Origin of the sequence: uncultured Sphingomonas sp. (genome assembly GCF_913777625.1) — a bacterium.
Classification (GTDB): domain Bacteria; phylum Pseudomonadota; class Alphaproteobacteria; order Sphingomonadales; family Sphingomonadaceae; genus Sphingomonas.
The window spans coordinates 38,392-62,621 of sequence record NZ_CAJYTI010000030.1; the positions used below are offsets into that span (position 1 = coordinate 38,392).

Annotated in this window: 21 protein-coding genes; 10 read left to right on the plus strand and 11 right to left on the minus strand. The window is 68.7% G+C overall.

Annotation, left to right across the window (positions count from 1 at the left end; all coding sequences use genetic code 11):
* The first annotated feature begins 8 nt into the window (after positions 1 to 8).
* Complete coding sequence (locus QZ814_RS15190) at positions 9 to 236, plus strand: DUF6434 domain-containing protein (protein ID WP_294333876.1); 228 nt, start codon at positions 9 to 11, stop codon at positions 234 to 236.
* Between the two features lie 40 nt (positions 237 to 276).
* Here QZ814_RS15190 and QZ814_RS15195 read toward each other — a convergent pair whose 3' ends face one another.
* From QZ814_RS15195 to QZ814_RS15205, 3 genes are all read right to left on the minus strand, one after another.
* Positions 277 to 1,416, minus strand: a complete 1,140-nt coding sequence (locus QZ814_RS15195) for a GNAT family N-acetyltransferase (protein ID WP_294333878.1) — start codon at positions 1,414 to 1,416, stop codon at positions 277 to 279.
* A 209-nt stretch (positions 1,417 to 1,625) separates the two neighbouring features.
* Positions 1,626 to 2,081 carry a hypothetical protein gene (locus QZ814_RS15200; RefSeq protein ID WP_294333879.1) on the minus strand — a complete coding sequence of 152 codons (456 nt, stop codon included), beginning with the start codon at positions 2,079 to 2,081 and terminating at the stop codon, positions 1,626 to 1,628.
* Complete coding sequence (locus QZ814_RS15205; RefSeq protein WP_294333880.1) at positions 2,078 to 2,725, minus strand: histidine phosphatase family protein; 648 nt, start codon at positions 2,723 to 2,725, stop codon at positions 2,078 to 2,080. The genes QZ814_RS15200 and QZ814_RS15205 overlap by 4 nt, the downstream gene beginning before the upstream one ends.
* 268 nt (positions 2,726 to 2,993) lie before the next feature.
* Between QZ814_RS15205 and QZ814_RS15210 the strand changes: the two genes are divergently transcribed.
* The 3 genes from QZ814_RS15210 (at position 2,994) to QZ814_RS15220 (ending at position 5,902) form a co-directional block, all read left to right on the plus strand.
* A complete protein-coding gene (locus QZ814_RS15210; protein WP_294333882.1) occupies positions 2,994 to 3,614 on the plus strand; it encodes an outer membrane beta-barrel protein in 621 nt (206 codons plus the stop codon).
* A 148-nt stretch (positions 3,615 to 3,762) separates the two neighbouring features.
* Positions 3,763 to 4,875 carry a DNA polymerase III subunit beta gene (gene dnaN / locus QZ814_RS15215; protein WP_294333884.1) on the plus strand — a complete coding sequence of 371 codons (1,113 nt, stop codon included), beginning with the start codon at positions 3,763 to 3,765 and terminating at the stop codon, positions 4,873 to 4,875.
* A 262-nt stretch (positions 4,876 to 5,137) separates the two neighbouring features.
* Positions 5,138 to 5,902: a Coq4 family protein gene (locus QZ814_RS15220; RefSeq protein ID WP_294333886.1), complete on the plus strand. Its 765-nt coding sequence runs from the start codon at positions 5,138 to 5,140 to the stop codon at positions 5,900 to 5,902.
* Here the strand turns inward: QZ814_RS15220 and QZ814_RS15225 are convergent.
* On the minus strand, positions 5,899 to 6,639 hold the full coding sequence (locus QZ814_RS15225; RefSeq protein ID WP_294333889.1) for a hypothetical protein: 741 nt from the start codon (positions 6,637 to 6,639) through the stop codon (positions 5,899 to 5,901). The genes QZ814_RS15220 and QZ814_RS15225 overlap by 4 nt on opposite strands.
* On the minus strand, positions 6,636 to 7,439 hold the full coding sequence (locus QZ814_RS15230) for a hypothetical protein (protein ID WP_294333892.1): 804 nt from the start codon (positions 7,437 to 7,439) through the stop codon (positions 6,636 to 6,638). The genes QZ814_RS15225 and QZ814_RS15230 overlap by 4 nt, the downstream gene beginning before the upstream one ends.
* Positions 7,440 to 7,514: 75 nt before the next feature.
* On the opposite strand from QZ814_RS15230, the gene recF reads away from it, so the two are divergent.
* The gene (gene recF / locus QZ814_RS15235; protein ID WP_294333895.1) at positions 7,515 to 8,582 is read left to right on the plus strand and encodes a DNA replication/repair protein RecF; all 1,068 of its coding nucleotides are present in this window, start codon (positions 7,515 to 7,517) and stop codon (positions 8,580 to 8,582) included.
* Between the two features lie 3 nt (positions 8,583 to 8,585).
* Here recF and QZ814_RS15240 read toward each other — a convergent pair whose 3' ends face one another.
* Complete coding sequence (locus tag QZ814_RS15240; RefSeq protein WP_294333897.1) at positions 8,586 to 9,992, minus strand: M20/M25/M40 family metallo-hydrolase; 1,407 nt, start codon at positions 9,990 to 9,992, stop codon at positions 8,586 to 8,588.
* Positions 9,993 to 10,088: 96 nt separating this feature from the next.
* On the opposite strand from QZ814_RS15240, the gene QZ814_RS15245 reads away from it, so the two are divergent.
* The 3 genes from QZ814_RS15245 to QZ814_RS15255 all read left to right on the plus strand — a co-directional run bounded on the left by QZ814_RS15245 (position 10,089) and on the right by QZ814_RS15255 (position 15,021).
* Positions 10,089 to 12,500, plus strand: coding sequence for a ligase-associated DNA damage response DEXH box helicase (locus QZ814_RS15245; protein ID WP_294333900.1), 2,412 nt, complete (start codon positions 10,089 to 10,091; stop codon positions 12,498 to 12,500).
* Positions 12,501 to 12,574: 74 nt separating this feature from the next.
* Entirely contained in the window at positions 12,575 to 13,555 is a 981-nt protein-coding gene (locus QZ814_RS15250) for a retroviral-like aspartic protease family protein (RefSeq protein ID WP_294333903.1), read from the plus strand.
* A gap of 32 nt (positions 13,556 to 13,587) precedes the next feature.
* Entirely contained in the window at positions 13,588 to 15,021 is a 1,434-nt protein-coding gene (locus QZ814_RS15255) for a mannitol dehydrogenase family protein (RefSeq protein ID WP_294333906.1), read from the plus strand.
* Between the two features lie 156 nt (positions 15,022 to 15,177).
* Here the strand turns inward: QZ814_RS15255 and QZ814_RS15260 are convergent, their stop codons facing one another.
* From QZ814_RS15260 to QZ814_RS15280, 5 genes are all read right to left on the minus strand, one after another.
* Complete coding sequence (locus QZ814_RS15260) at positions 15,178 to 17,124, minus strand: oligopeptide transporter, OPT family (protein WP_294333910.1); 1,947 nt, start codon at positions 17,122 to 17,124, stop codon at positions 15,178 to 15,180.
* Positions 17,125 to 17,414: 290 nt separating this feature from the next.
* Positions 17,415 to 19,013 carry a helicase HerA-like domain-containing protein gene (locus tag QZ814_RS15265; protein WP_294333911.1) on the minus strand — a complete coding sequence of 533 codons (1,599 nt, stop codon included), beginning with the start codon at positions 19,011 to 19,013 and terminating at the stop codon, positions 17,415 to 17,417.
* A gap of 68 nt (positions 19,014 to 19,081) precedes the next feature.
* On the minus strand, positions 19,082 to 20,599 hold the full coding sequence (locus QZ814_RS15270; RefSeq protein ID WP_294333914.1) for a Do family serine endopeptidase: 1,518 nt from the start codon (positions 20,597 to 20,599) through the stop codon (positions 19,082 to 19,084).
* A 96-nt stretch (positions 20,600 to 20,695) separates the two neighbouring features.
* Positions 20,696 to 21,547, minus strand: a complete 852-nt coding sequence (locus QZ814_RS15275) for a protease modulator HflC (protein WP_294333915.1) — start codon at positions 21,545 to 21,547, stop codon at positions 20,696 to 20,698.
* A complete protein-coding gene (locus QZ814_RS15280; protein ID WP_294333917.1) occupies positions 21,544 to 22,626 on the minus strand; it encodes a protease modulator HflK in 1,083 nt (360 codons plus the stop codon). The genes QZ814_RS15275 and QZ814_RS15280 overlap by 4 nt, the downstream gene beginning before the upstream one ends.
* A 71-nt stretch (positions 22,627 to 22,697) precedes the next feature.
* Here QZ814_RS15280 and QZ814_RS15285 point away from each other — a divergent pair, with 71 nt between their 5' ends.
* Together QZ814_RS15285 and QZ814_RS15290 are read left to right on the plus strand one after the other, a co-directional pair.
* Positions 22,698 to 23,654, plus strand: coding sequence for a P-loop NTPase (locus tag QZ814_RS15285; protein WP_294333919.1), 957 nt, complete (start codon positions 22,698 to 22,700; stop codon positions 23,652 to 23,654).
* Positions 23,655 to 23,657: 3 nt separating this feature from the next.
* The gene (locus tag QZ814_RS15290; protein WP_294333922.1) at positions 23,658 to 24,092 is read left to right on the plus strand and encodes a CoA-binding protein; all 435 of its coding nucleotides are present in this window, start codon (positions 23,658 to 23,660) and stop codon (positions 24,090 to 24,092) included.
* Positions 24,093 to 24,230 lie beyond the last annotated feature (138 nt).

The window sequence follows — 24,230 nt, forward strand, 5'->3', positions numbered from 1 at the left end:
GGGGTGAAATGGGTTCTGGATTCGACTGGCATGGAGGCGCCATTCACCCTACCACCGAGGTGGATCACGCGTACCGCAACACCCAGAATGTACGGCGATTCTTCACCGAAGCCTGTGGCCCTGCCTTCAAGTTCGACAGAGACTTCATGGCCTATCTGAAGGATGGGACCCCGAAGACCATGGGCGAGGCGGCCGACGAGTGGAAGCGTCGCCGGCTGCATAGCCCATCCCGCTGAGACCCCGCGGCTGGCGCCGCGTCGGCCCCGGAACAGACGCCTACTCCGCCTTCCTGAACGGCGTCAGCTCTTCCAGATATTCCTGCTCGCGCTCGACCGCCTGCTGCTCGCGGACCAGGAAGTCGGCGACGGCGCGGCGGAAGCCGGGGTCGGGGAGGTAATGGGCTGACCAGGTCGTCACCGGCACATAGCCGCGTGCCAGCTTGTGCTCGCCCTGCGCGCCGGCTTCGACGCGGGGCAGGCCGCGCGCGATCGCGGCGTCGATCGCCTGATAGTAGCAGAGCTCGAAATGGAGGAACGGCACGTCCTCCGTGCAGCCCCAATAGCGGCCGTACAGCGCGTCGCCGCCGATCAGGTTGAGCGCGCCGGCGATCGGGCGGCCGTCGCGCTCGGCGAGCATCAGCAGCACCTTGTCACCCAGTGCCTCGCCGAGCATCGAGAAGAAGGGGCGGGTGAGATAGGGCCGGCCCCATTTGCGGCTGCCGGTATCCTGGTAGAAGGCCCAGAAGGCGTCCCAATGCGCCTCGCTGATCTGGGCGCCGGTCAGGTGGCGGACGGTAAGGCCCTCGACCGCCGCGGCGCGTTCCTTGCGGATCGCCTTGCGCTTGCGGCTGGCGAGTGCGCCGAGAAAGTCGTCGAAGCTGGCATAGCCCTGATTGTGCCAGTGGAACTGGGTGCCGGTGCGGATCAGCCAGCCGGCCGCCTCGAACAGCGGCACCTGCGCTTCGTCGACGAAGGTGACATGGCCGGACGAGAGCTTGTGCTGGTCCACCACCGCCTCGATGGCGGCGATCAGCGCAGGCGCCTGCTCGGGGTCGCGCAGCAGCAGCCGGGGGCCGGGGACGGGCGTGAACGGCACCGCGACCTGCAGCTTGGGGTAATAGCGCCCGCCGGCGCGCTCCCAGGCATCGGCCCAGCTATGGTCGAACACATATTCGCCCTGGCTGTGGCTCTTCCCATACGCCGGCGCGATCGCGGCAGGGGTGCCGTCCGGCCCGTCGACCACGATCGGTAGCGGCTGCCAGCCCGTCTCCGCCGTCGCCGAGCCCGAGGCTTCGAGGATCGAGAGGAAGGCATGGCTGAGGAACGGGTTGTCGGCGCCCGCACAGGCGTCCCACTCCGCCGCCGGGATCGAGGCGACACCATCGGCAAGGCGGGCGGAGACGGTCGGGGTTCGCACGGCGCCAAGATAGTGGCTGGCGCGGCAGGTGCCAGTGGTTTTGCGGTCAGGTTGGTCGTTCTCCTTCCGCCATGTTCCCCTCCCGCTTGCGGGAGGGGCTAGGGGAGGGGCTGACGTGGAAGAAGTGTCGATTGGTAGCAGCCCCTCCCCCGACCCCTCCCGCAGGCGGGAGGGGGGCGCAGGCTCGGATGCCTTCCCGCTCTACCGGGCTACAGGCACGCCAGCGTCGCTGCGTCGATCGCGCTGGCGGCGCCCTGCAGGGCATAGCCGTCGACGAACGGCGCGCCCCCGGTATCGACGCTCTCCACGCTCAGCGCCCGGCCATCGCGCATCGCCGCGACGATCGCCGCATCGGTGCGCGCGTCCGGTGCCCAGGCGTCGTGGCGGCTTGCGGTGAGTTCGAAGCGGCGCTCGCCGGCCACCAGCATCACGCGCGCATGATCTGCCCGCGCGCGGCTGAGACGGACGTAGAGCTGGTGCCGCACCCCGCGCCCCGGCCAGCTGGCGATGCTGACGAACGCTTCCCCGCGCCGGGCCTTGTTGCTCGGCCGCGCCACCGCGAAACAGCGCGTCGGCGCGGTGTCGCGAAACGCGCCCCAATGCTCGTAGATGCCGATCGTCTCGCGCGGGGGCACCAGAGCGAGCAGCGCCAGCGCCAGGATCATGCCGGGGCCGCGCCGCGCCCGGTGCCGCGATGCACCACTGTCTCCACGCCGTCCTCGATCCGGACGATCGATCCCTGCGGCAGGTCCGGCGCCACCGGCGCATCGAACTGGGGCAGCACGTCGCGGCCGGTCATCACCCCGCGCAGGATGCGGCCCGACATGCCGTGCAGGATCACCAGCCGGTCGCCCGGATCGTCGTCGGTATCGGCGAGCCAGCCCGAGACGCGCGCGGCGATCGCATCATACCATTCGCCGCCTTGCGGCGCGCGGGTGTAGAGACCGTGCTCGCGGTCGAGGAAGGTGCCGATCTCGCGCTCCAGATCGGCATAATAGCGCCCGCTCCAGTCGCCCATGCCGATCTCGACCAGTCGGTCGTCGGTGCGTACCTGGTGCCAGTCGAGCTCGAGATGCTCGGCGATGATCGCCAGCGTCTGCAATGCACGGCCGGCGCTCGACGACCAGAGCGTCAGCTTCGGCTTCGGCCCCAGCAATTCCCGAAGCGCCGCGCCCATCGCATCGGCCTGGGCGAAGCCAGCGCGGGTCAGCGGGGTGTGCGGATGGTCGCCCTGCATCCGCCGGGCAATGTTGAACACCGTTTCGCCGTGCCGCGCAATGAAGTCGCGGCCTTGTCGCGTGCTGGCCATGGCGCGGCTCTCCGCCGAAACGACGCGAAACGCAATGTCCCATTTCGGCCCAGATTCGTTCATCCGAGCGTCAGCGGCGCGGGTGCATCGGTCGTTTCGCTCGCAGAGCCTGCGGGAGAGGCGAACGAGGAGGGCAGCGTGTCGCACCCGGCCATGGTGATGGCCGACGCCCCCCGGTTGCCGATCCCGCAAGCGGCCGAGGCCCCCGGGCCTGCGGCCGGCGTCAGGCCGCGCCCTGTCGGTGCGGTTTCAGTGAGGAGTAACCCTAATGCGTACCAAGCTTTTCATCGCCGCCCTGATCGCGTCGTCCGCCGTTGCCGCCCCCGCGCTGGCGCAGAGCCAGGGGCCCGACCAGGCGTTCAACGGCTCGCACGCCGAGATCATCGCCGGCTGGGACCATGTGAACGACAAGTCGTCCTATGACGCGTCGCGCGACGGCGTCACCTTTGGCGGCAATATCGGCTATGACATCCAGCGCGGCAGCACCGTGTTCGGCGTCGAGGGCGAAGTGACCGGCTCGAGCATCAGCGATCGCAGCAGCAACGTGCTGACGCAGGGCGACCGGCTGCGCGTGAAGGCGGGCCGCGACCTCTATGTCGGCGGCCGCCTCGGCTTCCTCGCGACGCCGCGCACGCTGATCTATGCCAAGGCGGGCTACACCAACGCCCAGTTCATCACGGACTACGACTCGCCCAACAGCACGCCGGCGCTGTCGCTGCGCCAGCGCGACAATTACGACGGCTGGCGTCTCGGCGCGGGTGCCGAGTTCAAGCTGACCGACGCGGTGTTCGCCAAGGCCGAGTATCGCTATTCCAATTACGGCTCGCAGGCCAACGGCGTCGATCCGGAGCGCCACCAGATCATCACCGGCATCGGCGTCCGCTTCTGATCGCCGAAAAGGCGTTCTGCTTGTGGAAAAGGGGGCCGGAGCGGGTTGCTCCGGCCCTTTTTCGCGTTAAGGGTACGTCATGGCGCATTGTCACCGGCCGGGTCGCGCCGGGTAGAAAGCAGGGCGACGGCCCGGGGGTTTGAGGTACATGAAGGCGACGATCGAACGCGCAACTCTGTTGAGGGGCCTGAGCCACGTCCAGTCCGTGGTCGAGCGGCGCAACACGATTCCGATCCTGTCCAACGTGCTGATCGATGCGCAGCTGGGCGGCACGATCCGGTTGATGGCGACCGATCTCGATCTGCAGATCGACGAGACGATCCCCGCCGCGGTCGACCAGGTCGGCGCGACGACAGTGTCCGCGCACACGCTGTTCGACATCGTCCGCAAGCTGCCCGAGGGCTCGCAGGTGGTGCTCACCGCGGCCGAGGGCAAGCTGACGGTGGTCGCGGGCCGCGCCCGCTTCCAGCTCGGCACGCTGCCGCGCGACGACTTCCCGATGATCGCCGAGGGCGAGCTGCCGACGACGTTTGAGCTGCCGGCCGAAACGCTCAAGCAGATCATCGACAAGACCCGCTTCGCGATTTCCACCGAGGAGACGCGCTACTATCTGAACGGCATCTTCTTCCACGTGACCGACGATGCCAACCGCCTGCTCCGCGCGGCGGCGACCGACGGCCACCGGCTGGCCCGTGTCACCGTGCCCTGCCCGGATGGGGCGGACGCGATGCCGGGCGTGATCGTGCCGCGCAAGTGCGTGGCCGAGCTGCGCAAGCTGCTCGACGAGGTCGACGGTTCGGTGGGCGTCTCGCTGTCGCCTTCGAAGATCCGCTTCGACCTGGGCCAGGCGATCCTCACCTCGAAGCTGATCGACGGCACCTTCCCCGATTACAGCCGCGTCATCCCGACCGCGAACGACAAGCTGCTCAAGCTCGATCCGAAGAGCCTGATGCAGGGCGTCGATCGCGTCTCGACCATCGCCACCGAGAAGACCCGTGCGGTCAAGATGACGCTGGAGCGCGACAAGGTCGTGCTTTCGGTGACCAGCCCCGAGAACGGTGTCGCGGCGGAAGAAGTGCCGGGCGACTATGCTGCGCAAGGGTTCGAGATCGGCTTCAACAGCCGCTACCTGATGGACATTCTCGGCCAGATCGAGGGCGACCTCGTCGAGGTGCACTTGGCCGATGCCGCCGCGCCGACGCTGATCCGCGAGAATGATACCTCCCCGGCGCTCTACGTACTGATGCCGATGCGGGTCTGATCCCGCATCGGATAAATGTTTACGAACAGGGGCTTGCAATGGTTGATGGCCGCTTTCCGGCGGCCCCCGCGCTTTCCCCGGCTTTGCCGGTGATGTCCTCTGCGCCATACCGGTCCCAAGCCCCGAGGGTCGCACTTCCGGGACTTGGGTCGGGCGGCGGATCTCCCTGGATCCGTCGTCCGCCTCAGGAGGGCGCCAAACCGCGATTGAAATAGGGCGGCGCATCTGCTACTGACAATCGTGTCAGTTATACGGGTACCGCATGGCGACTCAGGCACCGCAACCACCGATCAATCCGGGTATCCCGCTCAAACGGGAATGGGGGGTGGCGCTCGCTGCGCTGCGCCGGCTGCTCGACGATGGCGACGATACCGAACAGGTCTTCCGGATCATGCGGGCGCTGAACGGCGACGTCAGCCAGCGCAACTACCGCAAGCTGCTCACCGTGCCCGGCGGCGGCAAGCTCGCCTATCGCCGGCTCGAGCTGTCGCAGCGGCTGGCCGATCGCAGCTGGATCGACGGCTTCGCCCCCGGCACGCTGGGTGCTGCCTATCGCGACTTCCTCGATTCGACCGGCTATTCGGCCGACGGGCTGGTCCAGGTCAGCATGGTCGAGGGCGGCTTCCAGGGCATCGAGGTCGAGCATCCCTATGCCTGGATGGGCCGGCGCGAGCGCGATATCCACGACCTGTGGCACGTGCTGACCGGCTACAAGGCCGACGAGCATCTAGGGGAACTATGCCTCGTCGCCTTCTCCTATGCGCAGACCGGCGGTACCGGCTGGGGCTTCATCGCGATCGGCGGGGCGCTCAAGAGCATCCGCACCACTGGCCGGCTCGATTGCGTGAAGGCGATCTGGGAAGGCTATCGTCACGGCAAGCGCGCCAGCTGGCTGCACGGCGAGGATTATGAGCAGCTCCTGGAGGAGCCGCTGGAGGCGGTGCGGGCGCGGCTGGGGATCGCCGAGCCGAACCAGTATCGTATCGCCCAGGCTAGGCTGGCCGAGGCAGGGATCGGGGCGCTTTAACGGGTCTCGCCCCAATTCCGCTTTTCCTCCTGCCGCTTCTCCTCCATCTCCCTCGCGATCGATCGCAGCTCCTCGGGGCTGGACAGATCCTTGGGGACGGCGAAGCGCGCGGGGGCGATCGGGCCGAAGTTGACCGCGAGCAACTGAACGGTCTTGGCATCGCCGATCATCAGCGGCGCGCCCTTTTCCGCCATCGCCGTCAGGGCCGCGCTGAACCGGCCGCGCTTGTCCAGGGGGGCGAATGTATCGAAAAAGCCGGTAGCCGCCGATCGCAGCGCACGATTCACCGGCGCCAGCCTGGGCGAGTCGGTGAACGCGGCCTCGATGCTGTCGGCGGGGTCCCTCTTGCCCGCGGGCCAGATCCGCCAGATCTGTCCCTTCAGTCCCAGGACATCGGTCGCGCCCAGCGGTTCGAGCCGCGGCGCGGCCCCGGCCGGTGCAGGCGGCGCCGGCGTCTTCCCAGCCGCGCGGAACATCACGCGGAGGAATTCCAGCATGTCGTCGCGACGGCCGGAGATCGCCATGCCCGCGAACTTGCCGAACGTGACATATTCCTCGCCGCCGTGCCGGACATAGATGACGTCGTCGATCTGGACACGCGCATCGCCGTTGTCGGCCACTTCCACGGTCAGCCGGTCGATGCCGGCCTTGTAGGTCGCGGTGACGTCCGCCAGCGCCGGCCACGGGGCCAGCGCCAGCAGAATCGGCAGTCCGCGCGCGAGGCGGCGGAACGTCACTTGGCGGCGGGGCTTGCCGCCGGTGCAGGGGCAGGAGCCTGGGCGGGCGCATCGCCCGGCGCCGGAGCGGCACCGGCCTTGTCGCCGGCAGCCTTGGCGGCCTCGAGCGCCTTGTTGGCCTGTTCCTGGATCCGCTGGCGGAGCGCCGCGCGGTCCAGCACCTTGGGCAGCGCGAACTCGGATGCGGGGATCGCGCCCGGCTTCACGTCCTGCAGGGTAAGCGCTTCGCCGAGGCGGAGCACCGCGCCCTTGGCGATCACGTCTTCCAGCGTCTTCTCGGCCTTGGGCACGCTGGTGAACATGGTCGACATGCGTGCGCTGGTCAGGCGGGTCTGCATGCCGATCGCCTGGGCGACGTTCTTCAGGCGCGAATCATCGCTGATCACGATGCGGATCGAATCGCCCTGCGGGTTGCCCTTGGGCTGGACGCTCCAGATCGTGCCCTTCTGGTCGCCGACCTTTTCCTCGCCGACCTGAACCGCCTCATATTCGGGGTCCTGCGGCAGCGCCTGGGGCTTCATGCCCTTTTCCTTGGCGATGTCCTGCGTAGCGGCGACGAAGTCGGCGAAGCTGGCGGCGAACTTGTCGTTGCCGTCGGTGATGACGACGTAATCGGTGCCGCCCTTGCGGATCAGCGTCTGCGGGCCGGCTTCCAGCTTGGCGTCGCCATTGGCGGCCGCCTTCACCGTGATCTGGCCGCGGCCACCGGCAGCGGCATAGTGCGCGGTCACGTCTTCGGGCGCTTTCGAGCAGGCCGCGACGAGCGCGAGCGTGGTAATCGTGAGAGTCTTGCGGAGCATGTGTTTCTATCCCTTCGCCGCGAACTATCGGCCAAGCGGTGTTCGTCGGCAAGGTGCTGCGCTACAGCCCCATGCATGGCCGTCAAGCGTCTCCTGCTCACCGACTTTCGCAATCATGCCGACGCGCTGCTGACCCCGGGCGACGATTTTGTGGTGCTGAGTGGTGAGAATGGCGCGGGCAAGACCAACATCCTGGAGGCGGTGTCGCTGCTGGCGCCCGGGCGCGGTCTGCGCGGCGCCCCGCTGGGCGAAATGGCGCGCCAGGGCGGCCCCGGCGGATTCGGTATCGCCGCGACGCTGGATGCCGCCGAGATCGGCACCGGCACCCGTGCTGACGCGCCCGAGCGTCGGGTCGTCCGCGTCAACGGCGCCACGGCCGCCGCGACGAGCCTTGCCCAGTGGCTGGTGGTCCTGTGGCTGACGCCTGCGATGGACCGGCTGTTCCTCGAAGCGCCGGGCGAGCGCCGCCGCTTCTTCGACCGGCTGACCCTGGCGCTGAATCCGCGCCATGCCCATGAAGCGACCCGCTACGAAGCCGCGATGCGCGAACGCAACCGGTTGCTGGCCGACGAGATGCCGCCCGACCCGGCCTGGCTCGATGCCCTTGAGGCGCGGATGGCGGAGCATGGCGCCGCGATCGATGCGGCGCGCCGCGAGACGGTGGCGGCGCTGGGCGGCCGTCTCGCCGATCAGCCCGCAGGACCGTTTGCGCGGGCCGGGCTCAAGCTGGAGGGGGGGCAGGGCGATGCAGCCGCGCTCGCCATCGCCCTGCGCGAAGGCCGCCGCCGCGATGCCGCGGCCGGACGCACGCTTACCGGCCCGCACCGGGCCGATCTGGCCGTCACCCATCTCGACAAGGCGCAACCCGCGCATCTCTGCTCGACGGGCGAGCAGAAGGCGCTGCTGCTCGGCATCGTCCTCGCGCATGCCGAACTGGTCGCGGACCGTGTGGGCAGCCCGCCCATCCTGCTGCTCGACGAGGTCGCCGCGCATCTCGATCCCGGGCGCCGCGCGGCGCTGTTCGACCGGCTGGCAGGCCGGGGGCAGGTGTGGATGACCGGTACCGAGCCTGCGCTGTTCGAGGCCGTGCCCGCCACCGCCACCCGCTACCGGGTGGAGGGCGGCAGGATCGAACGCGCCTGAACGTCACTCCTGTTCGGCATAGGCCTTCACCAGGTCGAACAGATAGTCGCGACCGGTATAGAGCGAACGCACCTCGATCCGCTCGTTGAGGCCGTGGACGCCGTTGCCGTCGGGGTCCCCCCAGGCGCCGGGCACGCCATAGGTCGGGATGCCCACCGCGGCGAGGAAGATGCCGTCGGTGGCGCCGGTCATCATCGTCGGCACCATCGGCACGCCGGGGAAATATCTGGCGACGAGCTTCTCCGCAGGGCCCACCACCTTCGGGTCGAGCGCCGGCGGCTTGGCCAGCGGGCGAACCGGCGGGACCATGGTGACCGTCACCTTCGCATCGCCGATCGCGGCCGTCAGCGCCTTCTGGACTTCCTCGCTGCTATGGCCGGGGAAGATGCGGCAGTTGATGTTGGCCGCCGCCCGCTGGGGCAGCGCGTTGTTGGCATGGCCGCCTTCGAGCAGCGTGGCGACGCAGGTGGTGCGCAGCATCGAATGGTAGATGCGATCGGTGTTGAGCAGCGTCTCGGCCGCCTTGTCGGCCGGATTGGCGGCGATGGCAACCATCGCCTTGCCCATCGCATCGTCGCGCGCGGCGCCGGCCTTGGCGAAATAGGCGCGGGTGGTGTCGGAGAGCTCCAGCGGGAACTCATGGTCGCGGATCTTCACCAGCGCGTCGGCCAGTGCGTAGATCGCGTTTTCCCGCACCGGAATCGAGCTGTGGCCGCCGGGGTTGCTCGTCTCCAGCCGGTAGTTCTGGACCGCCTTCTCGCCGACCTGCATGCTCTGGACGAGGACCTTGCCATGCCCGTCCGACTTGCCGCCGCCGCCTTCGTTGAGCGCGAATTCGGCGTCGATCAGGTCGCGCTTGTTCTTCGACAGCCATTCGGCGCCGTTGAACGCCCAGGTCGTTTCCTCGCCGCAGGTCAGCGCCAGCTTGACCGTGCGCTTGGGCTTGTACCCCGCCTGCTGGAAGCGGATCAGCGTGTCCGCGAAAGTTGCGGCCATCGCCTTGTCGTCGCTGGTGCCGCGGGCATAATAATAGCCGTTCTCCTCGACCAGCTTGAACGGATCGCGGGTCCAGTCCTCGCGCTTGGCGGCGACCACGTCGATATGCGCGAGCAGCAGGATCGGCTTGGCCTTCCTCGACGTGCCCGGATAGACGGCGACCAGCCCGCCATCCTTGGGATGGTCGGGCGTCGCGAACAGGGTCAGCTGATCGTCCTTGAACCCGGCAGCCTTCATCCGCGCGGCGATCTGCTCGGCGGCCTGGGTGCAACTGCCGACATTGACGACGGTGTTGGTCTCGACGAGTTCCTTGTAGAGTTCGAAGAACTTGGCCTGGTCCGGCCGGGTCTGCGCGGCGGCCGGTGCCGCGATCGCGAGTGCAAGCCCGGCGGTGGCGGCGAGAAGCGACTTCATCTGGTGTTCCCCTGTTGCCCTGCAAGCAATGGAGCATGCGCGCGCCCGAAAGGGAAGCGCCTCCCCAGCAGCCGAAAGGCTCCCTACATAGGGGCGGTGCCCGCCGATCTCCCCGCACCTCTGGCCGACTGGTTCACCGCGCGCGGATGGGCGCCGCGGCGGCACCAGTGGGACATGCTCGCCGCCGCACGGGCGGGGCGGCATGCGCTGCTCGTCGCGCCTACGGGTGCCGGCAAGACGCTGTCGGGCTTCCTGCCGACGCTCGCCGATCTGATCGAGGCGCCGGCCGAGGGGCTGCACACGCTCTACATCTCGCCGCTGAAGGCGCTGGCGGTGGACGTGCAGCGCAACCTGCTCACCCCCATCGAACAGATGGGCCTGCCGATCCGGGTCGAGACGCGCACCGGCGATACGCCGCACGAAAAGAAGGTCCGCCAGCGCGCCCGCCCGCCCCAGGTGCTGATGACCACCCCCGAATCGCTCAGCCTGCTGCTCTCCTACGAGGACAGCCTGACGATGTTCTCGGGGTTGAAGACGGTGGTGATCGACGAGATCCACGCCTTCGCCACCGGCAAGCGCGGCGACCTGCTGGCGCTGGCGCTGGCCCGGCTGGAACGGCTGGCGCCCGGGTTCCGCCGGGTGGGCCTTTCCGCCACGGTTGCCGATCCGGACGGCTATCGCGCCTGGCTCGCCCCCTATGGCGACATCGATTCGGTGACGCTGGTGCAGGGCGAAAGGGGCGCCGACCCCGATATCGCGATCCTGCTGCCCGAGGGCCGCGTGCCTTGGGCCGGACATTCGGGCATCTATGCCATCCCGCAGGTGATGGCGGAGATCGAGACGCACAAGACGACGATCGTCTTCTGCAACACGCGCGGGCTGGCGGAGCTGGTCTTCCAGCAGCTGTGGAAGGTCAACGACCTCAAGCTGCCGATCGGCGTCCACCATGGCAGCCTCAGCCTGGAGGCGCGGCAAAAGGCCGAGCAGGCGATGGCGGACGGACGGCTGCGGGCGCTGGTCGCCACCGCCAGCCTCGACCTCGGCGTCGACTGGGGCGATGTCGATTGCGTGATCCAGATGGGGGCGCCCAAGGGCTCCTCCCGCCTGCTCCAGCGGATCGGTCGCGCCAACCACCGGCTCGACGAGGCCAGCGAAGCGGTGCTGATCCCCGGCAACCGCTTCGAATATCTGGAGGCGCGTGCGGCGCTGGATGCCGTGGAAGCCGGCGAGCTGGACCCGGACATCTTCCGCCCCGGCGCGCTCGACGTGCTCGCCCAGCACATCATGGGCTGCGCCTGCGCCGCTCCCTTCCGGGCGGTCGACATGCTGCAGGAGGTGCGTGCAGCATTGCCCTATTCGGCGCTCACCGAGGAGGTGTTCGATCGCGTCCTCAACTTCATCGCCGATGGCGGCTACAGCCTGCGCGCCTATGACAAGTTCAAGCGGCTGACTCAGGGCAAGGACGGCGTCTGGCGGGTGACCCAGCCCAATTTTGTTGCGCAGCATCGGCTCAATGCCGGCATCATCGTCGAATCGCCGATGCTGGAGGTGCGCTTCAAGAACGGCAGGCGGCTGGGCAAGGTGGAGGAGGGGTTCGCCGCCTCGCTATCGCCCGGCGACACCTTCTTCTTCGCCGGCCTGGCGCTGGAAGTCGAGCGGGTGGAGGCCACCGACCTGATCGTCCGCGCCACGGCCAAGCAGGCGCGGGTGCCGAGCTATATGGGCGCGCGGCTGGCGATCACCGCCAACCTCGCCGATCGCGTGCGCAGCTTCCTGTTCGATCGCAGCCAGTGGGTGCGCTTCCCGGCGGATGTGCGCGAATGGCTGGAGACGCAGGATCGACGCTCGGCGCTGCCCGCGCCGGGCCAGCTGCTGGTCGAGGCCTTCCCGCACGAAGGCCGCCACCACCTCGTCATCTACAGCTTCGAGGGCTGGAACGCGCATCAGTCGCTCGGCATGCTGGTGACGCGGCGGATGGAGGCGCTGGGGCTCAAGCCCTTGGGCTTCGTCGCCAATGACTATGCGCTGGCGGTCTATGGGCTGGAGAAGGTCACCGATCCGCGCCCGCTCTTCTCGCCCGATATCCTCGAGCACGAGTTCGTCGACTGGGTGCAGGGCTCGGCGCTGCTCAAGCGCGCCTTCCGCGAAGTGGCGATCATCGGCGGGCTGGTCGAGCGCCAGCATCCGGGGAAGAAGAAGACCGGGCGGCAGGTCACCTTCTCGACCGACCTGATCTACGACGTGCTCCGCAAATACGAGCCGGACCATCTGCTGCTCCGCGCCGCCTGGGAAGATGCGCGGGCGAAGATGACCGATGTCGGCCGCCTCGCCCGGCTGCTCGACGAGGCGGGCGAGCGGATGCTCCATGTCGATCTGGAGCGGGTCAGTCCCATGGCAGTCCCGGTGCTGATCATGATCGGTCGCGAGTCGGTGGCGCAGGGCACCACCGAAGATGCGCTGCTCGAAGAGGCGGAGGCGATTGCTGCCGAGGCGATGCGGCTCGACTGACCCCGTTCTTTTGCGGGATTGCTGCGCAACATGGATAGGCGTAGATTTGCTACATGGTTGGAGTCTCGTCTGCGTTGATCTTTTGGGGGCTGCCGCTCGGCCTGCTCGGCAGTGGACCGATCGAGCCGCGCCCAGATCCCGAAACCGTCGCGGCGGCACAGCCCGACGCGATCCAGCTGGCGCTGGGCGAGACCAGTGCGCGGCTCACCGTACCGGTCGCGATCCGCAAGCAGGGGCCGTACAACTTCATCATCGATACCGGTGCAGAGCGCACCGTGGTGTCGCACGAGCTTGCCGGCCGGCTGGGGTTGACGGCGGGGGCAGAGGTCACCGTCACGTCGATGACGGGGCGTAGCCGCGTCGGCACGGTGATCGTGCCCGATCTTACCATTGAGTCGATCGGCACCACCCACCGGATCGTCGCGCCGGCCTTCGAGGCGCGCAATATCGGCGCGGCCGGACTGCTCGGCATCGACACGCTGCGCGACCACCAGGTGACGATCGACTTCGACACCGGCACCATGGCGGTGCGCCCCAGCGTCAAGCGCAAGAAGAACGAAAAGCATGATCCCGACGAGATCGTCGTTTCCGCCAAGGACCAGTTCGGCCAGCTGATCGTCACCGATGCCTATTACGCCAATCTGCGCGTGCAGGTGGTGCTCGATACCGGCTCGCAGGTGACGATGGGCAACGAGGCGTTGCGCCGGAAGGTCGGCCGCAATGTCGGCGTGCTGCAGACGATCGAGCTGACCAGCGTCGATGGCGGCAAGACCCAGGCGCAATATGGCCAGGTGCCGTCGATGCGGGTGAGCAACGTCGCCTTCGACACGCTGCCGATCGCGTTTGCCGAGGCCGAGCCGTTCAAGCGTTTCGGACTGACCCGGCGACCGGCGATCATGCTCGGCATGGACGCGATGCGCAGTTTCCGCAGGGTAGAGATCGACTTTCCCAATCGGCAGGTGCGGTTCTTCATGCCGCGCGGATTCCATACGCGACGGCCGGACTATACCTCGCCGCTGCTGCCGCCCTCCGCGGGATCCGCGGGACGCGATTGACTTTATCCGTCGGGTCTGATTGGCCTGACCACATGACACCGCTTTCGCGCGCTTCGCTCGCCGGTCTCCCCGCCGGCATCCTCCGCCCCGGCCATGATCCGGCCGCGATCCGTACCGGCATCGTCCATTTCGGCCCCGGCGCGTTCCATCGCGCCCACCAGGCGGCCTTCCTCGACAAGGTGCTGGACCGCGATCCGCGCTGGGGCATCGCGGCGGTGTCGCTGCGCAGCGGCACCACCACCGATGCACTGAAGGCGCAGGACGGGCTCTACACGCTGGCGGTGATCGATCGCGAGCCCTCCACCCGCATCATCGCCGCGCATTCGGAGGCGATCGGGCCGGGCGAGGGGGCGCGGCTCCGCGCGCTGCTCGCCAGCCCGGAGGTGCGGATCGCCACCAGCACGGTGACCGAGAAAGGCTATTGCCTGGGCGGAGACGGCACGCTCGACCTGGGCCATCCGGACATCGTCCACGATCTAACGCGGCCGGAGGAACCTGCGAGCGTGATCGGCTGGATCGTCGCCGGCCTCGCCGATCGCCGCGCCGCCGGGGTGGCGCCGTTCGCGGTGCTCTGCTGCGACAACATGACCGGCAATGGCGGCAAGCTCCGCGCCGCATGTGTGGCGCTGGCGCGGGCCTGGGATTCCGATCTCGCCGACTGGATCGCGGCGGACGTCGCCTTCCCGGATTCGATGGTCGATTCGATCACCCCGGCGAGCGACGCGGCGTTCCTTGCCAACGTGGCGGGGGATCTCGGCGTCGAGGACAAGGGCGCGGTGCAGCGCGAATCCTTCACCCAATGGGTGCTGCAGCGCTTCGACATGCCCGACGGCCCGGACCTCGCCGCGGCCGGCGTGACGCTGACCAGCGATGTGCGCGGCTATGAGCAGGCCAAGCTGCGCGTGCTCAACGGCAGCCATTCGAGCCTTGCCTATATCGGCCTGGTGCTCGGCCACGAGACCGTGTTCGAAGCGATGTCGGACGCGGCACTGGGCGGCTTCGTGACCCGGCTGGCGCATGACGATATCGCGGCCTCGCTCGGCACGGTCGATGGGCTGGACGTGCCCGGCTATGTCGATGCGGTGCTCGACCGCTTCCGCAACCCGGCGATCCGCCATCTGCTGTCGCAGATTGCCTGGGACGGCTCGCAGAAGCTCCCCTATCGCCTGCTGGATACCACTGCGGCGGCGCTCGATGCCGGCCGCTCGGTGGAGCGGCTGGCCGTGCCGGTGGCGGCGTGGATCGCGTTCCTCGGCAACAAGGCCAAGGCGGGCGAGTCGATCACCGATCCGCTGGCGGATGTCCTCGCTACGGCCGCGACCGATGCGGCGCCGGTAGAGGCTGTGCTGGCGCTGCGGCAGGTGTTTCCTGCGCGGGTGGCGGAGGATGCGCAGTACCGGGAGGCTGTGGCATCCGCATATGCCGCGATCCAGGCCGGCAAGCTGGGCGAATTGCTGGCGGGGTGAGGCTTAAAGATCCTCCCCCGGAGGGGGAGGGGGACCGCCGCCGCAGGCGGTGGTGGAGGGGTGTTGGCGCTGGGACGGTGCCCGACACATCAGCGTCGACACCCCTCCGTCGCGCTGCGCGCGCCACCTCCCCCTCCGGGGAAAGATCTTTTCAGGTCACCGCGCCTGGCGCTTGGTATAGAGATACAGCCCGGCCGTAATCGCCAGGAACAGCGCCGTGCCCCCGGCCAGTGCCACGCCCGCAAAGCCCGGGCCCACCAGCGCGAGCGGGGATTCGCTCCCCGTCTCGTACACGATCCCGGCGTATAGCACCCCGAACAGGCTGTCGCCGACGATCATGCCGGTTGCCATCAGCACGCCCATCCGCTTGACGAACTCGGGGTCGCGTGCGCGTTCGGCGGCGCGGTCGTAGAACCAGCCGATCACCGCGCCGACTACCACGGTCAGCGTCACGCCCATCGGCAGATAAATGCCGAGGCCCACCGCCAGCGGCGGCAGGCGCAGCTTCGAGGTCCGGGCCAGCACCTCGTCGACCAGGATGACGCCCGCACCGATCAGCGCACCGATGCCGATCAGGTCCCAGCGCAGATCCCCGCCCAGCACGCCCTTGGCGAGCGACGAGATCAGCGCCGCCTGCGGGGCGGGCAGCGCATCGGCGCTCGCCCCCGCGACGCCGGCAAAGCCGAACGAGGCGTTGAGCACGCTCAGCACCGGCGGGATGACCAGGCTGCCGAACACCACGCCGAAGAGCAGCGCGACCTGCTGCTTCCACGGCGTGGCCCCCACGAGCTGGCCCGTCTTGAGGTCCTGGAGATTATCGTTCGAGATGGTCGCCACGCCGAACACGATGCCGGTGACGATCAGCGCATAGGCGATCAGCGCCTGGGTGGTACCGGGCTCGAGATGGCGCCCGAACATGCCGACCAGCATCAGCGAGGCAGCGACGACCGACAGGATGCCGATGCCCGAGACCGGGCTGTTCGACGCGCCGATCAGGCCCGCCATGTAACCGCACACCGAGGCGATGACGAGGCCGACGACGAGCACGAACACCAGCGAGCCCGCCACCAGCAGCCCCGCCGAGGCGGAGAGCGGACCGCCTGCCAGCACGCTCCACAACAGCCAGCCGATCGGCAGCAGCATGCCGAGCGTGACGACGGCGACGATCCCGATCGGCAGGTCGCGCTCGCCGATCGGCACTTCGGCACCGCTGCGCGCGGCGGCAGATGCGGCGAGCGACGAGCGGATGCCGCCGATCACGGGGCCGATGATCTTGAGCAAGGTCCAGATCGCCGCCATGCCGATCGTGCCGGCGCCGAGGAAGCGGACGTCGCTGCGGAACACGGTGTTGGCCACCGCCTCCGCCGCGCCCGGCATCCCGGCGCTGAGGATCGGCAGCGCGATCCACCAGCCGATCGCCACGCCGACGAGGATGGCGATGCCGACGGTGAGGCCGATCAGGTGCCCCGCGCCGATCAGCGCGAACTGCAGCCCGCCGATGATCCCGGTCGAGCCTGCGCCCGCCTTGAAGAAGACCGCGCCCTCTTCGGCCGCCAGCTTCATCCTTGTGATCAGCGCGAAGCCGGCCGAGGCGACCGCGTTGACGACGATCACCTTCAGCCCGCGCGCGCTTTCCTCGGCGCCTTCGCGGCTGCCGGCGCCGACCTGCAGCACTTCGGCGGCGGCACGGCCTTCGGGATAGGGCAGGTCGGGCGAATCGACGACCAGCGCGCGGCGCAGCGGCACCGAGAACATCACGCCGAGAATGCCGCCGAACATCGTGATCGCGGCGGTCTGCACATAGGGAAAGCCGTTCCACCAGCCGATCATCACCAGGCCCGGCAGCACGAAGATGATCGCGGCGAGCGTCCCCGCCGCGCTGGCGACGGTCTGGACGATATTGTTCTCGAGGATGGTCGAGCCGGGAAAGAAGCGCAGGATCGCCATCGAGATCACCGCGGCGGGGATCGAGGTGGCGAAGGTCAGGCCGATCTTGAGGCCGAGATAGACATTGGCGGCGGTGAACAGCAGCGTGATCGCGCCGCCGAGCAGCACGCCGCGCAGCGTGAGTTCAAGCGGCGCGCGGGCAGGGGCAGTGGCCATGCGCTAGAGGCTCCGAATGGGGGGGAGGGCGGTCGCGCCCGAAAAAACCATCGTCATTCCCGCGGAGGCGGGAATCCATTCGCCGTGCCGGTCGGGGAAAGAACCGACAGACCAGCGCCGATGGATCCCCGCCTTCGCGGGGATGACGCGGGGCGGGGAGGAGGGCGCGCGCAACCACCGTCCCCGCGGCTTTCGGCCGCAGTCGTTCGGGATCAGCATGGGCACCCTCGCCATCGCATTGCCGTCATGGTGGCACCGGCGGCCGCGAAAAGACAGGCCTTTCCCGCGGATCAGCCGCGGAACAGCCCGCCCAGCACGCCGCGCACCACCTGGCCCAGGACACCGCCGCCGCCCTTGCTGCCGAACACCGCCTTGCTGACCTCGTTCGCCACCGCGCGCCCGGCCGCCGACGAGGCCGAGCGCGTGGCGGAGCGGATCGCGCGGTTGAGCGGGTTGTTCGCGGCCTCGCGTTCGGCGGCGATGCGGGCGCGCTCCTCTTCCTTGGCACGGCGGGCATCTTCCTTTGCCTGGGCGGCGGCCGCCTTTTCGGCGGCGTCGCGCGCCTGAGCCTCGGCGGCGGCGGCGCTTGCCTCGGCGCGTTTGGCGGCGAGCAGTTCCTCGGCGGATTCACGGTCGATGGCGGTGTCGTATTTCGCGCCGATCGCATCGGTCTCGATCAGCACCTTCCGCTCGTCCGCCGCCAGCGGGCCGACGCGCGAGGCGGGCGGCCGGATCAGCGTGCGCGATACCGGCGCCGGCGCGCCATCCGCCTGGAGCAGCGAGACCAGCGCCTCGCCCACCGCCAGCTCGGTGATCGCGGTCGCCACGTCGAGGCCGGGGCTGGCCCGGAACGTCTCGGCGGCGGCGCGGATCGCCTTCTGGTCGCGCGGGGTGAAGGCGCGGAGCGCATGCTGGACGCGGTTGCCGAGCTGTGCGGCGACATCCTCGGGAATGTCGATCGGGTTCTGCGTCACGAAATAGACGCCGACGCCCTTGGAGCGGATCAGCCGCACCACCTGCTCGATCTTGTCGAGCAGCGCCTTGGGCGCATCGTCGAACAGCAGATGCGCCTCGTCGAAGAAGAAGACGAGCACCGGCTTGTCCGGATCGCCGATCTCGGGAAGCGTCTCGAACAGCTCGGACAGCATCCACAAGAGGAAGCTGGCGTAGAGCCGTGGGCTCGCCATCAGCTTGTCGGCGGCGAGGATGTTGATCACGCCCCGGCCGGTGTCGTCGTGCGCCAGGAAGTCCTGCATGCTGAGCGCCGGCTCGCCGAAGAAATGGCTGCCGCCCTGGGACCGCAGCTGGAGCAGCTGGCGCTGGATCGCGCCGACGCTCTGCTTCGAGACATTGCCGTAGGTGGTGCTCAGTTCCTCGGCCCGCTCCGCGCAGTGGGCGAGCATCGCCTGCAGGTCGTCGAGGTCGAGCAGCAGCAGCCCCTCGGCATCGGCAACATGGAAGGCGATGGTCAGCACCCCTTCCTGCACCTCGTTGAGGTCCATCAGCCGGGCGAGCAGCAGCGGCCCCATTTCGGAAACGGTGGCGCGGATCGGGTGGCCCTGTTCGCCGAACAGGTCCCACAGCTGGACCGGCATCGCCTGATACTGCCAGTCGCCATCGCCGATCGCTTGCGCCCGCGCGGCGAAGGCGGCGTGGGTCTTGGCGAGCGGCGATCCGGCCATGCCGAGCCCGCCGAGATCGCCCTTCACGTCCGCCACGAACACGGGCACGCCTGCGGCGGAAAAGCCCTCGGCGAGGCCCTGCAGCGTCACCGTCTTGCCGGTGCCGGTGGCGCCCGCGATCAGCCCGTGCCGATTGGCGCGGCGCAGGTCGAGTTCGATCCGCCTGTCTCCGGCTGCACCAACGAAAAGGCCCGTTTCTTCCGCCATTCCCTGCTCCTCTTGCGAAGGGCAGGCATAGGGAAGAAACGGGCCTTGGTCAGCCGCTTTTGCGGCGATCAGTTGCCGGCGATGCCTACGGGGATGTAGTTGCCCTGGTTGCGGCGCTGGACGAACAGCACGACCTGCTTGCGGCCCGCTGCCTTGGCAGCCGCTACCGCACGGCTGAGTTCGGCGGCGGTGCGCACCGGCTGCTGGTTGACCGAGACGATCACGTCGCCGCGCTGCAGGCCCTTGCCGGCCGCATCGCTGCTGGGGTTGACGCCCAGGATCACCACGCCGCCGATCGAGGGATCGACGCCGATCGAGCGCGCGATCTGCGGGGTCAGCGGCGTCACGCCGATTCCGAGCAGCGCGGTCGGCGCGGTGGCGGCGCTGCTGCCGTCGTCGCCGTCATCACCCTGCGCGCCGTCCTGGTCGTTCGGGTCGAACTGGGCGAGCTGTTCTTCCGGCGGGCGGGTGCCGACCGTCACGGTCACCGTCTGGCGCTTGCCGTCGCGGATCAGCTCCACCGGGATGCGGGTGCCCGGCGTCACATTGGCGACGATGTAGGATAGGGTCTGCTCGGGCGTGACGTCGCGGCCGTTGACCTTCACGATCACGTCGCCCTGGCGGATGCCGGCCTTCTCGGCGGGCTGGCCCGGCTCGACGCGGGCGACCAGCGTGCCGCGATCCGAGGGCAGGCCGAAGCCGGCCGCCAGGTCCTTGGTCAGGTCCTGCATCCCGATGCCGAGATAGCCGCGCGCGATCGTCTGGCCCTTCATCAGCTTGTCGATGATCGGCTTGGCTTCCTCGGCGGGAATCGCGAAGCCGATGCCGACATTGCCGCCGGTGGGCGACAGGATCTGCGAGTTGATGCCGATCACGTTGCCGTTGAGATCGAACATCGGGCCGCCCGAATTGCCGCGGTTGATCGAGGCGTCGGTCTGGATGAAGCGGTCATAGGCGCCGGCGCCGGTCACGCGGTGCGTCGCCGAGATGATGCCGGCGGTGACGGTGCCGCCCAGGCCGAACGGGTTGCCGATCGCCAGAATCCAGTCGCCGACGCGGGCGCGGCCCGAATCGCCGAAGCGGACGAAGGGCAGCGCGGTACCGTCGATCTTGAGCACGGCAAGATCCGACTGCGCGTCATGGCCGATCAGCTTGGCCTTGAAGTCGCGCCCGTCGGAGAGGGTGACGGTGATCGATTCGACCACCGCGCCCTGCGCGCCGGCCGAGATCACATGGTTGTTGGTGACGACATAGCCGTCGGCGGAGATGATGAAGCCCGAGCCGAGCGACTGCGCCTCGCGCGTCACCGACTGGCCCTGGCCGCCGCCGAACATCTCGAACGGCGTGCCGGCGAACGGATTGGCGTTCACCTTCACGCGCTGCGTTGTGGAGATGTTGACCACGGCCGGCTGGAGGCGGGCGACCAGATCGGCGAAGCTCATCGGCGCGCCGGCCTTGGGGGCCACCGCCTGGATGGTGCCCGGCTCGTTCTGCGCGGTCTGCGCGCCGGCCGACTGGTTGAGCGAGAGTGCGGTGGCAGCGCCACCCAGAAGGATCGCGGTAGTCAAGGCGTAGGCGTAACGCACGGGATCATTTCCTCTCGAAAGGAAGGGTATTCGTCTCACACCGCGCTTCTAGCGTGCGCGGCTGAACCTGATTTGAATATGAACGGTCCGACAGGATCATCGTTGCCCGGTGAACTCCCGAAGATACTCGTTGTTCGGCGACAGGATGATCTGGCTCTCGCCCTTCGCGTCCGGGCTGAGGAAGGTCGTGCGGTACGACTGCATCGCCCGGTAGAAGTCGTAGAATTTCGGATCCTTGTTGAACGCCGCCGCATAGATCTGCGCCGCCTGGGCCGAGGCGTTGGCGCGGATGATCTGCGCGTCCTTCAGCCCCTGCGCCTTGATCGTCTCCGCCTCCTGGCTGCGCGCCGTCGCCATGCGGGTGAGCGCGCTGGTTAGCGGCGAGCCCGAGGGCAGCTCGGTCTGCTTGATGCGGACGTCGACGATCTGCACGCCATATTGGCTGGCGAGGCGCTGGAGCGAGGCCTGGACATTGTCCATCACCTGGCCGCGTTCCGGGCTGAGCAGCGTGCTCGAGCGACGCTTGCCGAGCTCGTTGCGGAGCGACGAGCGCAGCAGCGGCTGGAGCTGGTCGCGCAGCCGCTCCTCGGTGCCGACGGTCACCACCATCCGCAGCGGATCGGTGATCCGGTAGCGGGCATAGGCATCGATCTCGAGCCGCAACTGGTCGGTCGACAGCACGGGTTCGTCGGGCAGGTCGACATCGAGCACGCGCTTGTCGACCCAGACGAGCCGGTCGACGAACGGGATGCGGAACACCGGCCCTGCATTGGTGCGGCCAAAGCCCTCGCCGGTGCGATAGGCGTTCACCGTCCGGTACGGCTTCTCCAGGCGGAGGACGACGACCTGCTTGGTCTCCGGCACGATCGCCACGGTGCTCATCAGCACGATCAGCACCACGATGGCGGCGACGACCAGCGCGATCGGGTTGCGTGCCCAGGCGATCACTTGGCGCCTCCCTTGTCCTGCGCATCGGCGGGGGCATTGCCCCGGCGAAGGGCGGGCAGCGGCAGATAGCTGTTCACGCCCGGCGCCTCGACGATCGTCTTGTTGGTGTTGGCCAGCACGGCCTCCATGGTTTCGTAATAGAGCCGGCGCTTGGTCACCTCGGGGGCGAGCTTGTACTGTTCGTAGATCTTGTCGAACTCGGCTGCCTCGCCCTGGGCCTGGGCGATCACGCGCTGGGCATAGGCGTTGGCGTTGTTGCGGTTCGATTCGGCTTCCTGCTGCGCGGCGGTGACGGCCTTGAAGGCGTCGTCGACCTGGCTGGGCGCGGCGGCCTTCTGGATGGCGACGCCCTGGATGCGGATGCCCGAGCCATATTCGTCGAGGATCTTCTGCATCGCGACCTGGGCCTCGGCCTCGATCTTCGAGCGGCCCTCGCCGATCGCCTCGTTGAGCGTGGTGTTGGCGATCACCGCGCGCATCGCGCTCTCCGCCGTCGCGCGGACGGTCTCGCGCGGGTCGGCGATCTGGAACACGTAATCGGAGGCGCTGCGAATGTCCCAGCGGACCGAATAGGCAAGGTCGACGATGTTCTGATCGCCGGTCAGCATCAGGTTTTCGCCGCTGTTCGGGAAGTTCTCGGTACGGATATTGCCGACATCGACCACGTCGACCAGCTGGAACGGCGCGGGCAGGGTGAACTGGATGCCCGGATCGAGCGTGCCCGAATACCGACCGAGGAACGTCACGACGCCCTTTTCGCGCGGGCCGATCGGGTGGACCGAGGTGTAGATCACCCACACGCCGATCAGGCCGGCGAGGATCAGCAGCCACAGCCGCGCGCCGGTCGGCACGCCGGGCAGGCCCCCGCCGCCGGTGCTACGGGCGCGCCGCCACAGCTCGTCGAGCGCGCTGGGCGCGCCGGCGGGCCGGCTGCGGCGTCCCTCGGGCGGGACCGACCAGGGGTTGCGCGGGCCGCCGCCGCTGCCCTCGCCCTTGTCCGAGCCGCCGCCCCAGGGGCTTTTCGGCGCCTCGTTGTGGAAGGTGCCGGACAGCGCGTCTCGGCCAGAACTATTCACCATGCCGACCTTTATAAGCAGGGCGACGCGGATTTACAGTGGCGTCGGACGATTGTGTACCTATGTGCCGCGGCATGACTGAACCGCAGGACCTTTCCGCCGCCCTCGCCCCCGTATCCGCCGGCCGCGCCACCGTGCGCCTGGAAGCCGGCCGCGCCAATGTGGTGCTCGACGTGACCGGCCTCGCGCCCGAGACGCGCGAGGCACTGGAGGCCGAAGTGCGCAGTGCGACCGCCGCGCTGCCTGGCGTGCAGGAAGTGCGCGTGCTGCTCACCAGCGAGCGCCGCACCCGCCGGATCCTGGCGGTCGCCAGCGGCAAGGGCGGGGTGGGCAAGTCCACTGTCGCCGCCAATCTCGCGATCGGGCTGGCGCGTCGGGGCCTCAAGGTCGGGCTGGTCGATGCCGATATCTACGGCCCCTCGCAGCCCAAGCTGCTGCAGGTCGAGGGCATCAAGCCGCAGGCGCGGGACAAGGTGCTGCTGCCGATCGACACGCCGTACGGCATCAAGATGCTGTCGATGGGCGGGCTCGTCGCCGAGGGGCAGGCGATCGCGTGGCGCGGGCCGATGGCGGGCGGGGCGCTCGGCCAGCTGGTCGATGCCGACTGGGGCGATACCGAGCTGCTCGTACTCGACCTGCCCCCCGGCACCGGCGACGTGCAGCTGACGATGATCCAGAAGCACAAGCCGGCGGGCGCGGTGATCGTCTCCACCCCGCAGGACCTCGCGATGATCGACGCCGCCCGCGCCATCGACCTGTTCAACAAGGCCGGCGTGCCGATCGTCGGGCTGGTCGAGAACATGGCCGGCTATTGCTGCCCGCATTGCGGCGGCGTCTCCGATCCGTTCGGCAGCGGCGGGGCGGAGACGGCGGCGGGAACGCTGGGCATCCCGTTCCTCGCCCGCATCCCGCTGGCGATGGAAATCCGCGCCGCTTCGGATGCGGGCACGCCGCCGGCGGCCGGGGATACGGAGTCTTCCGCAGTATTTGGTGCGTTGGCCGAGTCCGTCTATGATTGGCTAAAGAGGTGATGCATGCCGCTGACGCGTGACGAAGACATCCGCACTCTGCTGGAGGAAGCGCGCACCATCGCGATGGTCGGCGCGTCCGATCGCCCCAATCGACCGAGCAACGGCGTGATGCTGCTGCTCCAGCGGCATGGCTACCGGGTGATCCCGGTCAATCCGCGCATCACCGGCGAGCATATCTATGGCGAGTTCGTCTTCCGCGATCTCGACCAGATCGGCGTACCGATCGATATCGTCGACATCTTCCGCAAGTCGGAGGATGCCGGCGCGGTGGTCGACGCCGCGATCGCGGCGGGCGCCAAGGCGGTGTGGATGCAGCTGGACGTCGTCGACCATGACGCCGCCGCGCGTGCCGAAGCCGCCGGGCTCAAGGTGGTGATGGACCGTTGTCCGGCGATCGAGATTCGCCGCCTCGGCCTCGCGCCCGTCGCCGCCGCCTGATAGCAGCACACTGTAATCTCCTTGCCGTCATCCCGGCGAAAGCCGGGATCCAGTCGCCTCTCCGCCGCAGCAAGCGCCGGAATGGAGACCCCAATGGATCCCGGCTTTCGCCGGGATGTCGGCGGGGTGGGTGGGCCG

What these genes read in the sequence shown, in the direction of transcription:
- QZ814_RS15190 (WP_294333876.1), top strand. Translation starts at nt 9, where the DNA reads ATGGGTTCTGGATTCGACTGGCATGGAGGCGCCATTCACCCTACCACC.
- QZ814_RS15220 (WP_294333886.1), top strand. Translation starts at nt 5,138, where the DNA reads ATGGCGACTCAGGCACCGCAACCACCGATCAATCCGGGTATCCCGCTC.
- QZ814_RS15230 (WP_294333892.1), bottom strand. Translation starts at nt 7,439, where the DNA reads ATGCTCCGCAAGACTCTCACGATTACCACGCTCGCGCTCGTCGCGGCC.
- dnaN (WP_294333884.1), top strand. Translation starts at nt 3,763, where the DNA reads ATGAAGGCGACGATCGAACGCGCAACTCTGTTGAGGGGCCTGAGCCAC.
- QZ814_RS15205 (WP_294333880.1), bottom strand. Translation starts at nt 2,725, where the DNA reads ATGGCCAGCACGCGACAAGGCCGCGACTTCATTGCGCGGCACGGCGAA.
- QZ814_RS15265 (WP_294333911.1), bottom strand. Translation starts at nt 19,013, where the DNA reads ATGGCGGAAGAAACGGGCCTTTTCGTTGGTGCAGCCGGAGACAGGCGG.
- QZ814_RS15285 (WP_294333919.1), top strand. Translation starts at nt 22,698, where the DNA reads ATGACTGAACCGCAGGACCTTTCCGCCGCCCTCGCCCCCGTATCCGCC.
- QZ814_RS15240 (WP_294333897.1), bottom strand. Translation starts at nt 9,992, where the DNA reads ATGAAGTCGCTTCTCGCCGCCACCGCCGGGCTTGCACTCGCGATCGCG.
- QZ814_RS15260 (WP_294333910.1), bottom strand. Translation starts at nt 17,124, where the DNA reads ATGGCCACTGCCCCTGCCCGCGCGCCGCTTGAACTCACGCTGCGCGGC.
- recF (WP_294333895.1), top strand. Translation starts at nt 7,515, where the DNA reads ATGGCCGTCAAGCGTCTCCTGCTCACCGACTTTCGCAATCATGCCGAC.
- QZ814_RS15200 (WP_294333879.1), bottom strand. Translation starts at nt 2,081, where the DNA reads ATGATCCTGGCGCTGGCGCTGCTCGCTCTGGTGCCCCCGCGCGAGACG.
- QZ814_RS15210 (WP_294333882.1), top strand. Translation starts at nt 2,994, where the DNA reads ATGCGTACCAAGCTTTTCATCGCCGCCCTGATCGCGTCGTCCGCCGTT.
- QZ814_RS15280 (WP_294333917.1), bottom strand. Translation starts at nt 22,626, where the DNA reads ATGGTGAATAGTTCTGGCCGAGACGCGCTGTCCGGCACCTTCCACAAC.
- QZ814_RS15255 (WP_294333906.1), top strand. Translation starts at nt 13,588, where the DNA reads ATGACACCGCTTTCGCGCGCTTCGCTCGCCGGTCTCCCCGCCGGCATC.
- QZ814_RS15290 (WP_294333922.1), top strand. Translation starts at nt 23,658, where the DNA reads ATGCCGCTGACGCGTGACGAAGACATCCGCACTCTGCTGGAGGAAGCG.